Genomic DNA, 9,822 nt, shown 5'->3' on the forward strand with positions numbered 1-9,822 from the left:
ATCACGTGTCTGAAACGAGTGAGCAGATGAACGCGGATCGATCCGCGCACCCGGTGACCATGCGCCAGGTGGCGGATGCGGCCGGTGTCTCGATCGCGACGGTGTCGCACGTCGTGAACGACAAGAAGGGCGCCCGCATCGGCCCGGGCGCGCGGCAGCGCGTGCTCGAAGCGGTCAGAGAGCTGGGCTATCGTCCGAACGCGCTGGCGAAGAACCTGTCGAGCGGCAGCTCGAACTTCATCGGATTGGTCGCCGACGCGATCGCCACCACCCCCTTCGCCGGCCAGATCATCCACGGCGCCCAAGACGAGGCGTGGAAGCACGGATACGTTCTTCTCGTCGCCAACACGGAGGGCGATCTCGACGCCGAGGATGCCGCCATCTCGATGATGCTCGAGCACAAGGTGCGCGGCATCCTCTACTCCACGTGGTTCCACCGTTCTGTCGTCGCGCCCAAAGCGCTCAAGGAGACCGAGTACGTTCTCGTCGACTGCTTCGATGAGAAGACTCCGGCTCCCGCCGTCGTGCCCGATGAGAGGCAGGGCGGCCGCACGGCGACCCGGCTTCTACTCGACGCCGGTCACACCAGAATCGCCTTCGTGAATACGACGACCCCCTCGCCCGCCCAGACCGGTCGCTTGCACGGCTACCGCCAGGCTCTGCACGATGCGGGCATCGAATACGATCCTGCGCTGGTCCTCCGTGAACAACCGCAACAGGAAGGCGGGTACGCAGTAGCCGAGCGAATACGCGCTCTGGGCGTGACCGCCGTCTTCTGCCACAACGACCGTGTCGCCATGGGACTGTACGACGGGCTGCGGGAACTCGGGCTCTCGATTCCGCACGACATCGCCGTGGCGGGTTTCGACAACCAAGAGGTCATCGCCGCCCATCTGCGTCCGCCCCTTTCGACTGTGGCCCTTCCGCACTACGAGATCGGCGCCGCAGGGGTGCGAGTCCTCCTCGGCCTGCAGTCCGCGCCGGCCGAGGGACCATTGCTCATCTCGTGCCCGGCCGTGCCGCGGTCGTCGATCTGATCGAACATGAGCAGCGACGACAGACCCCTGATCCACTTCACGCCCGCACGCAACTGGATGAACGACCCCAACGGGCTCGTCTACGACAGGGGCGTCTACCACCTCTTCTACCAGTACAACCCGTTCGGCAATTCCTGGGGCAACATGAGTTGGGGCCACGCCACGAGCCGAGATCTGACGAGCTGGCACGAGCTGCCCGTCGCGATCGCCTGCACCCCGACCGAACAGATCTACTCCGGTTCGGTCGTCGTCGACAGCCTGAATACCTCTGAGCTCGGCTCCATCGAGTCTCCCCCGCTCGTGGCCGTCTACACGCGTGTGTCGCCGGATGGCATCCAGACCCAGGCTCTGGCGTTCAGCACCGACGGCGGGTACGCGTGGGAGAAATACGCCGGCAACCCTGTGCTCGATCGCGATTCGCCGGATTTTCGCGACCCGAAGGTGTTCAGATACACCTCGCCGACCGGCGATTCGACATGGATCATGGTCGCCGTGGAGGCGACGCTGCGCCAGGTGCTGATCTACAGTTCGCAGAACCTCCGCGACTGGATCTTCGAATCGTCGATCGGACCTTTCGGCCCCGAAGACGTGGTGTGGGAGTGCCCCGATCTGTTCGCACTGCCCGTGGATGGCGACGATGAACGACTCATGTGGGTGCTCCTGGTCAGCACGAATGGCGTCGGCGATGCGGTCGACTCGTCGATGAGCTACCTCGTCGGATCGTTTGACGGCCACTCGTTCGTCGTCGATCCGGCCGGTTCGTGGACACCGGTCGACCATGGCCGCGACTTCTACGCGGCCGTCACCTTCTCCGGCGTCCCCGACGACCGCCGGATCGCGCTGGGCTGGGCGGGAAACTGGCAATACGCATCCGAGACACCGACGGCGCCCTGGCGTGGCGTGATGTCGTCGCCGCGCGAATTGAGCCTGACACGCACCGCAGGCGGATTCGCCCTCATCCAGACTCCCGTACTCGACCTCGAGTCAGTGAGCGTCGAATCCGAAACGGTGAGGATGCCGATCGTGTCGGGTTCACCGTCGACCACGATCGCGGGCCGACGATACGTTCTGACGATCGACTGGCAGGCCGGGCCGGACTCGATACTGCGTCTCGACGTGCTCGCGGGAACACACGGCGAAGTGACGATCGGCTACGACACCGCGACGATGACGCTCAGCCTCGACCGGCGGCGATCCGGAATCGTCGATCTTCACCCCGGGTTCGCCACGGTGAACGAGACCTCGGTTCCGCTCCGCGACGGCCGACTCTCGCTGACCGTGATCGTCGACGAATGTGTCGTCGAGATCTTCGCCGACGAGGGGGCCGTCACGTTCACCGACCTCGCCTTTGCGCCGGCTGACGCCGACGTGCTCAGGGTCGCGGCGACATCCGGCACCGGCACGGTGACTGTGTCACCGCTGCGCGAGCCGCGATGCGACGCTGAGGGCGGAGCCGAGCGCGGCCGGGTCGCGAAGCGCTCGCCGCGCGTCGCGGACGGCCTGGGAGAGTTCATCGCCGGCTGAAGGCGTCGAGTCGATGGCCGCGGTCGCGATCGTGTGCGCGTTTCGCACCCACTGTGCACCCTCGGGCGGCGGGCGGCGCACGATCGCCAGCGCGCGAGCCGCCTCCTGCAACGACGCACCGGCCTGATCGAGTTCACGCAGATCCGCCTCGATGCGACGCTGCGCGGCGGCCTGCGCGCTCGGATCCGCGGCGGCGAGACGCTCCGCCACGGCAGCCAGCACGGGCCGCAGCCGCGAGCGCACCACGTCAGTGGTGCGCACCGGCAGAAGGAGGCAGACCGGGAGCAATCCCACCGTGACGCCGATGGCGATCTCGATCAGACGCATCCCGATGAGTGGTGAGGGTTGGCCCGTCAGACGATCGAGCAGGGTCAGGGCGACCGTCACCCCGAATGCCCAGGCCGCGTAGCTGACCTCTCTGAGCAGGAGTCCGATCCCGATCGCCGAGAGCGCGGCGATGACCAGAATCGTCGAGTCTCCGGGGCCGGTGGCGAGCGGCAGCAGCGCGAAAACCGACCCCGCAGCGGCGCCGAGCAGTCGGTGCAGACCCTTGCTCACGGCATCCGCTCGGCCCCGCGGCAGATAGGCGACGATCACGGCACTCAGCACGACCCATGCCCAGTGATCGCCGAAGCCGGCGGCCGCGATCACGAAGGCAAGAGTGAGCCCGACACCGAGCTGAAGAGCAGAACGCGTGGTCGACGAAGGACGGAGACTGTTGCTCGGCGGCGATGTCGGTGAGGCCGTTTCAACCGTCGGGCGCCTGGCGGGAGAAGGCAGCACGGTGAGGCGCTGGGCGAGAAGCTGCACCGCGGTGACCACGAGCCACGCGAAGACGGCGATCGACAAGGGCTCAACGACGGCGAGCACTGGCCCGTGGTCTCGGCCCGCGCCCCCGGGAAGGAACAGCACGGCGAGGAACGATGTCGCGGCGAGACTGCTGAAGCGTCTTCCCAGATCGCCGGTCTGCCGCAGAAGCACCGTGCCGACTAAGACGAGCACGTAGACCGCAGCGCCCAGGACGAACTGCAGCTGAAGCAGCATGCCCAGACCGATGGTAGCCATCCCCAGAAGAGGGAGTAACCCGAGGGCTTGCAGTCGCTCACGGCCATGGTGCCCGAGCTGACTCCTGCTCAGCGACGAACCCAGCGTGATTCCGAGCATCACAGCGGCTGGCTCCGGATCGACGGCCATCAGCACCGCCACGATGAGCGATACGGCCGACAGCGCGACGCAACCCCTGACCAACTTGGCCCGGATCCCTCTCTGCATGAGGCAACGCTATACCCGAGCGGTGTTCGATCGGCTGCACGGGTCAGAGCTCTCACTCACCGATTGCGCCTGCGGCGAAGCCGGCCTCGCGATCCCGCCAGTGACGCTTGACTGGGCTCATGCGACGAGTGCTTGTATTGGGCGGAACTGGATGGCTGGGGCGCGAGATCGCGCAGCGGGCGGTGGCTGAGGGTGCTGATGTCACCTGCCTCGCTCGCGGCGAGTCGGGGTCGGTTCCCGACGGCTCGCGTCTCGTACCGGTCGATCGCCTGTCGCCGTACGCGTACGACGGCGTGACGGGTCAGTGGGATGACGTGATCGAGCTCTCCTCCGATCCGAGATTCGTCGGCCCGGCCCTCGAGGCCCTCGCGTCGAGCGCCGCGCATTGGACGCTCGTGTCGAGCGTCTCGGTATACAGCCGAAACGATGAACCGGATGCCGACGAGTCGGCCGCCGTCGTGGAGCCTCGAGACACCTCGAACTACGCCGATGCGAAGGTCGCGGCGGAGCTCATAAGCCTGAAGCACCTCGGAGATCGCCTGCTCGTCGCCCGCCCGGGACTCATCGTCGGCCCCGGCGACCCGAGCGACCGATTCGGCTACTGGCCTGCGCGGTTCAGCCGCACCGGGCCTGCGCTCATACCCACAACTGCGGATCGTTTCGTGCAGGCGATCGACGTCTCCGACCTCGCCTCGTGGATCGAGCGCGCGGGGCGAGACCGCCTGTCGGGCGTGGTCAACGCCGTCGGCGAGGTCGTGTCGTTTTCAGAATTCCTGCGTGCTGCCGCTGCGGCGGCACGCTACGACGGCGAACTCGTCGAGGTCGATGACGACGTTCTTCTGGCTCACGACGTCGGCTACTGGGCCGGGCCGAGGTCGCTTCCTCTGTGGCTCCCGCTCACCGACGTCGCCTTTGCGCAGCGATCCGGAGCCGCCTACCTGGCGTCAGGCGGCATCCGGCGATCGCTCAGCGAGACGTTGTCGCGCGTGCACGCCGACGAACTCGCGCGCGGCATCGACCGCGAGCGCCGGTCGGGGCTCAGCGCGGTTGACGAGCAGGAGATACTTCGATCGGCTCACTGACCGGTTCACGGCTCGGTCTTGAGCAGTCGGCCGAGTTGCGCACCGCTCGAATCGGTCATGACGAGGGAGTCTCCGTCGAGGTGCGCGCTCGTGACCTTCTCGAGCCACACATCCTCAGAGCAGGCGACCTCCGTGGCGCTGGTGATGCTCAGCGTGATGCCTGGCCCTGACGCGACGAACGAGCCGTTCTGCGTATTGCAGCCGTCGAAACCGACAAATTCTCCGGTCTCGTCGAAGGTGATGGTCGTGTCGCCCGTCGCCGCCGACTCCGCCCACCCGCCGACGAAAGGGGATGGAGCCGCGTCGTTCGTTGCGCCCGGGGAGGAACCGGGGGTGCATGCAGAGAGGACCATGACCCCGAGCAGGATCGTCGCTGTGACACGTGCTCTGCGTAGCACCGTCATGCTCAGTTGTTCCGCTCTCTTCGATGGCCGGTGGTCTACTGGGCTTGGGCCGTGGTTCGGAGTGACCGCACGACGACCTCGATATGCCGGAACGCGCCAAGCAACGATCGGAGCCTGGCCAGGTCTACATCTGCGACCACCTGGCGGTCGAGTCGGCACAGCCGCACAACCGTCCCTGTCTCGCTCTGCTGCCCCGCATCTTCGAGGGCCGAGGTCGGTACTCCGCGCTCGTACGTCTGAGACCACGCGCCGTCATGCCGACGGTTCTCATGAACAAGCTGCTCACAGGCCGCCGCCACGGCAGACATGCCTCGGCGAGGCTCCCCATCGGGTAGGGCGGGAGCGTCTTGCCTTGCGAAAAAACGTATGTCTTGCGTTGCCATCACCGGTTTCCTGACCGCGACGCCGTGTGCGTCTCTTCGGGTGTCTGTTCCACGCCCATCGTCAGCAACGCTGATCTGGTCGTCAGATACCTCGATGAGAACTAGGCCGATTCGCTGCTGGTCATAGGCTTCGTCGTCGGCGTATGCCGCGACCTCGAGCACCATGTGCATGAGCTGCGCACAGCCAACAGGCCCGACGAGCTTACGTGCGACGCGAAGATGCTCGAAGTCGACGTCGTGGGTCCAGTTGTGAGTCGTCGCCGCCCAGGACTCGCGAAGGGAATTCGTCATGATCAATTATGGCAACGAGGCGCCTCGGCGTTCTAGGGAAATCCAGACACCGGCGGCATCTCAGAGGCGAGAGCGCCTCTTGACAGCGCTCCAAAACCGACAGATGGTGGATAGATGAATCGGTCCTATCGGCAGGCTACCCAGACCCTTCCTATCGGCATGGCCCGTCGCTACGCGAGCTACCGACCGGCACCGGCCGACCAGCTGCCGGGAGTGCCGATCACCGATGTCGGCGGCTATGACGAACTCATCGCTGCGGCCGAACACATCGGAATGAACATCGAGGTGAGCCGAGCCGGGTTGGCGGCATTCGACGCCGCGATACCGGCTCTTGCCGAGGGTCTCGAAGAGGCGGTAGCCATGTACTTCGGCGACGTCGTCATCCACGCCATCCCCGGAAGCCAGTGGAGAGTCATCCGAGAGGGCGAGCCCCTCGTCGAGGTGCCGGGAGGAAACATGGCCGACGTCATGGCTGTCGCGAGATCCCGGTTCACCGACGGTCGACACACCCTCGTCGACGTGCTCGACCATCTCGACAAGATGGCCGATCACTCGGGCACCTGACGAATGCGACACCGCCCCTGACCATAAGGCCGCTCTAACTCAGGAGAATGCGCCGAAAAGGGGCAGTTCTGCACGCGGAGGGTCGGTTCTTCCTTCGATGCAACAGGTCGCCGACTTCGCGCGACAATGTGATCCATGAACAAGATCACCCTTCCACCGGGGCTGCGGGCGATCGTCTTCGATGTCGGCGAGACGCTGGTCGACGAGTCGCGGGCATGGTCTCTGAAAGCCACGGAAGTCGGCGTCACGCCGTTTGCATTGATGGGAGTTCTGGGGGCACTCATCGAACGAGATCAAGACCATCGACAGGTCTGGGACATGCTCGACGTCGAGCCGCCCGACTCCACGGTGCGGATCGAGCGAGCCGACCTGTATCCCGACGCGATCTCCTGTCTACAGGCCGCTCGCGCAGCCGGCCATGTCGTCGGCATCGCCGGCAACCAGCCCGACGGCGCCGTCGCCCAATTGCGCGCATTGGAGTTCGACGCCGATTTCGTCGCATCGTCGACCGATTGGGGTGTCTCCAAACCGTCGCCGGAGTTCTTCGCTCGAATCGCGCAGCGCGCTGACCTGACTCCCGACGCCATCCTCTACGTGGGCGACCGCCTGGACAACGACATCCTGCCTGCCCGTGACGCCGGAATGCGCACCGCCCTTCTCCGCCGGGGCCCGTGGGGCTACATCCACGCCCGACGCGAGGAAGCGAACCTCGCCGACATCCGCCTCGACTCGCTCGCGCAGTTGACCGCCGCCCTGAGCTGACACCCGGAGATCACGAAGTTCGCCGCCGCGGCACCGCTCACATTCAGGAGAATTCGCCGAAAGAGGGCAGTTCTGCACGCGGACGGTCGATTTTTCCTGCAGAGCAGCGCAGCACCAACCTCAGTGGTGGTGCTCGACCATCCACTCAGGGAACGGATCCGGATAGCTCATCCACTCCTCGGGCCCCGCAGCCAACTCCTCGGTCGTCAGCAGACACTCCGACAGCACCGCTTCGAGCGCGATCTCATCGAGGCCCGGGCCGAAGAACACGATCTCCTGCCCGATCGGCGAGTCCGTGCTCCAGCTGAGCATCTCAGTCGGGTCCAGGTCGAGCACATTGCCGGCCGTCGCCCACGATCCGACCCGGCCACCGCGCGTCGCCAGCCGCACGAACCCCCGCGAGCGCGCGATGCATCCCACATTCTCGGGCGTCAGGCGCAGGGTCACGGCGGAGTGCAGTCGACCCGGGTGAAACGGTCGCGGGTCACGAAACACATACGTCGAGCACGCCGAAACCGGATGCGCGGGCGCACCCTCCACCAGTTCACGCTGCCACCCCATCGAAGCCCCGAGTCGGCGGGCGCGACCGCGCACCAGCAACCCTGACAGCTGACGCGCGTGAGCCACGTCGAACGGCGTCAACAGAAGAGCAGACGGGGCCAATCGTTCGAGAAGAGCAAGCACGAGCCGCGTATCGTCTGCGGCAGCCGCGTTGGGCGCATCGGTCAGAACGATCATGCTGGCGAATTCGAGTCGCGAAGCCAAGCGCCCGGGCGACGTGAAGTCGTCGCCCCGCGCAGAGCGCTCGGCCGGCCAGCCGAAGAGCTGTTGGCCTACCTCGCGCACCGAGGTCACCGCCACCACATCGCGAATGCCCACGGGCACGCGGGGTCGCCGGCCGTCGAGCATGTGCTCGAGCACCAGGGCCACCTCGACAATGTCTGCGCTCGGCTCCAGCACCACCACGGTGTTGCCGGTGAGGCCGTCGTCGTATTCGGATGCGAGTTGCTCGGCGAGTTCGACCGCGAACGTGGCGTCGTCGTCGCCTCCGACATCGAGTTCGACGGGAGATTCCGAGACAGTGCAGCCGCTGAGGATGGCAGCGACATGCTCGGCGCGGAGCCGATCGCTCGATGAGACAAGTGTGACCGCCAGACCGGCGATACGGGAGACCGGGGGGCTGTCGGAAGGCTCGTTCATAGTGAGCTACTCTATTTGAGAATGGTTCTCAATAACAAATGGAGGTGGCTGTGAAGGTCCGCAATTCGATCAAGTCGATGAAGAAGATGCCCGGCTCGCAAGTCGTCAGACGGCGTGGTCGCGTGTTCGTGATCAACAAACTCAACCCTCGTTTCAAAGCTCGCCAGGGGTGAGAAACGAAGGCCTCTTGCGGGTGGTCAGCGAACCTGGGGCGGCTTCGATCGCCACGCACGAGGTCGTCTCGTCGATCAGGCGTGGTCGACGACGCGGCGCCGTGATGATCGCTGCGCTGGCGAGTGCAGCGATCATCACGGCCTTGGTCGCGGTCAGCATCGGGCCCGTGCCCATAGCGCCATCGGCCGTCGTCGGCATCATCACCGACGGACTCTTCTCGACGGGTCACGGCGACTGGTCTGACTCTGCGCAGCAGATCGTGTGGGGCACCCGGCTGCCACGTGTGGCGATGGCCCTGGTCGCGGGCGCGGTGCTTGCCGTGTCGGGAGCGATGCTTCAAGCTCTCGTGCGCAACAGCCTCGCCGACCCCTATTTGCTCGGACTCAACTCCGGCGCATCCACCGGCGTCGCCCTCGTCGTGCTGGTGATCGGCGGCGGCAGCGCGCTGCTGTTCTCTGGCGCCGCTCTCGCCGGTGCCATCGGGGCGGTTCTGCTCGTACTGATGCTGGCCGGGGTGGCCAATCGACGGGGTCCCCTGCGCCTGGTTCTGGCCGGCCTCGCCGTGGGCTACGCGCTCAACGCGACCACCAGTTTTCTCGTGTTCTCGAGCGACTCCCCTGAAGCAGCCCGCTCAGTGCTCTTCTGGCTGCTCGGTTCGCTGGCTGCGGTGCAGCCGTTGGCCCTCGCTGCCGCGGCCGTCTCTGCGGTCATCGGAATCAGCATCCTGCTCGTGATCGCCCCGATGATCGATGCGCTGGCGTCCGGTGACGACTCCGCGCGCTCGGCGGGAATCGACCCCGAGCGCACCCGCATCGCCCTGATGGTCGGCGTCTCCGCGATGGTCGGCGTCACGGTCGCCGCGGTCGGCGGCGTGGGGTTCATCGGCCTGGTCGTGCCCCATCTCGCGCGTCGACTGGCGGGCGGCCGCCACCGCGTCGTGCTGCCGATCTCCGCGCTTCTCGGCGCCATCCTGCTTGTCGCCGCCGACACCGTGGCGAGAACCGCGTTCGCTCCCCAGGAGATTCCCGTGGGCGTCATCACCGGAATCATCGGCGCCCCCTTCCTGCTTCTCCTGCTCCGCACGCCCTCCTCGTCCATCCATGCCTCGTAACCCCATCTAGAAAGAACC

General features: G+C 66.1%; 11 protein-coding genes. 7 read left to right on the forward strand and 4 right to left on the reverse strand.

Features of this window, described 5'->3' with window-relative positions:
* Window positions 1–26 precede the first annotated feature (26 nt).
* Entirely contained in the window at window positions 27–1,037 is a 1,011-nt protein-coding gene (locus tag B9Y86_RS14610) for a LacI family DNA-binding transcriptional regulator (RefSeq protein ID WP_085487390.1), read from the forward strand.
* Between the two features lie 6 nt (window positions 1,038–1,043).
* Window positions 1,044–2,561, forward strand: a complete 1,518-nt coding sequence (locus B9Y86_RS14615; protein ID WP_085487392.1) for a glycoside hydrolase family 32 protein — start codon at window positions 1,044–1,046, stop codon at window positions 2,559–2,561.
* Here B9Y86_RS14615 and B9Y86_RS14620 read toward each other — a convergent pair.
* Complete coding sequence (locus B9Y86_RS14620; protein ID WP_085487394.1) at window positions 2,451–3,833, reverse strand: FUSC family protein; 1,383 nt, start codon at window positions 3,831–3,833, stop codon at window positions 2,451–2,453. The genes B9Y86_RS14615 and B9Y86_RS14620 overlap by 111 nt on opposite strands.
* Window positions 3,834–3,952: 119 nt before the next feature.
* Here B9Y86_RS14620 and B9Y86_RS14625 point away from each other — a divergent pair, with 119 nt between their 5' ends.
* Window positions 3,953–4,915 (forward strand): NAD-dependent epimerase/dehydratase family protein, encoded by a 963-nt coding sequence (locus B9Y86_RS14625; RefSeq protein WP_085487396.1) that lies wholly within the window; start codon window positions 3,953–3,955, stop codon window positions 4,913–4,915.
* A 5-nt stretch (window positions 4,916–4,920) separates the two neighbouring features.
* On the opposite strand, the gene B9Y86_RS14630 is transcribed toward B9Y86_RS14625, so the two are convergent.
* Together B9Y86_RS14630 and B9Y86_RS14635 are read right to left on the reverse strand one after the other, a co-directional pair.
* Window positions 4,921–5,319: an META domain-containing protein gene (locus B9Y86_RS14630; RefSeq protein ID WP_085487398.1), complete on the reverse strand. Its 399-nt coding sequence runs from the start codon at window positions 5,317–5,319 to the stop codon at window positions 4,921–4,923.
* A gap of 35 nt (window positions 5,320–5,354) precedes the next feature.
* Window positions 5,355–5,993, reverse strand: a complete 639-nt coding sequence (locus B9Y86_RS14635) for a hypothetical protein (RefSeq protein WP_085487400.1) — start codon at window positions 5,991–5,993, stop codon at window positions 5,355–5,357.
* A 114-nt stretch (window positions 5,994–6,107) separates the two neighbouring features.
* On the opposite strand from B9Y86_RS14635, the gene B9Y86_RS14640 reads away from it, so the two are divergent.
* On the forward strand, window positions 6,108–6,557 hold the full coding sequence (locus B9Y86_RS14640) for a DUF6278 family protein (RefSeq protein ID WP_085487402.1): 450 nt from the start codon (window positions 6,108–6,110) through the stop codon (window positions 6,555–6,557).
* Window positions 6,558–6,692: 135 nt separating this feature from the next.
* The gene (locus B9Y86_RS14645) at window positions 6,693–7,319 is read left to right on the forward strand and encodes an HAD family hydrolase (RefSeq protein ID WP_085487404.1); all 627 of its coding nucleotides are present in this window, start codon (window positions 6,693–6,695) and stop codon (window positions 7,317–7,319) included.
* Between the two features lie 120 nt (window positions 7,320–7,439).
* On the opposite strand, the gene B9Y86_RS14650 is transcribed toward B9Y86_RS14645, so the two are convergent.
* Window positions 7,440–8,519, reverse strand: a complete 1,080-nt coding sequence (locus tag B9Y86_RS14650) for a CobW C-terminal domain-containing protein (RefSeq protein ID WP_085487406.1) — start codon at window positions 8,517–8,519, stop codon at window positions 7,440–7,442.
* A 50-nt stretch (window positions 8,520–8,569) separates the two neighbouring features.
* On the opposite strand from B9Y86_RS14650, the gene ykgO reads away from it, so the two are divergent.
* Together ykgO and B9Y86_RS14660 are read left to right on the forward strand one after the other, a co-directional pair.
* Window positions 8,570–8,692: a type B 50S ribosomal protein L36 gene (gene ykgO / locus B9Y86_RS14655; protein ID WP_044441107.1), complete on the forward strand. Its 123-nt coding sequence runs from the start codon at window positions 8,570–8,572 to the stop codon at window positions 8,690–8,692.
* Window positions 8,693–8,712: 20 nt separating this feature from the next.
* The gene (locus B9Y86_RS14660) at window positions 8,713–9,804 is read left to right on the forward strand and encodes a FecCD family ABC transporter permease (protein WP_244894777.1); all 1,092 of its coding nucleotides are present in this window, start codon (window positions 8,713–8,715) and stop codon (window positions 9,802–9,804) included.
* Window positions 9,805–9,822: the final 18 nt, after the last annotated feature.

Origin of the sequence: Agreia pratensis (genome assembly GCF_900177685.1) — a bacterium.
Classification (GTDB): domain Bacteria; phylum Actinomycetota; class Actinomycetes; order Actinomycetales; family Microbacteriaceae; genus Agreia; species Agreia pratensis.